Origin of the sequence: Ochrobactrum sp. SFR4, assembly GCF_019730395.1 — a bacterium.
Taxonomy (GTDB): Bacteria; Pseudomonadota; Alphaproteobacteria; order Rhizobiales; family Rhizobiaceae; genus Pseudochrobactrum.
In genome coordinates this window covers 1-238 of the sequence record NZ_JAAPBB010001343.1, presented here as the reverse complement: position 1 = coordinate 238, position 238 = coordinate 1, and the positions used below count along the sequence as shown (strand labels likewise).

The window sequence follows — 238 nt, the reverse complement described above, 5'->3', positions numbered from 1 at the left end:
AATGCAGGTTCAGTCTTCCTTTTGACAATCGATAATGCAAAATTCCGCCGTCCGGTTGTTCCGGGCGACCAGATGTTGCTTCGTGTTAAGAAAATGAAACAGCGTGGCAATATTTCTAAATTTGCCTGTATTGCTGAAGTTGACGGTGTGAAAGTTGCTGAAGCAGATGTTTCTGCTATGACCGGCGCATAAGCACAGAGAACTTTCAGGTTCAAATAGATAAATGAACTTTCGGTGG

At 43.3% G+C, this 238-nt stretch carries 1 protein-coding gene; it reads left to right on the top strand.

Annotated features, from left to right (window positions below):
• On the top strand, window positions 1-192 hold a 192-nt coding region (locus tag HBA93_RS23390; protein WP_502910193.1), incomplete at its 5' end, for a hotdog family protein.
• Between the last annotated feature and the right edge of the window lie 46 nt (window positions 193-238).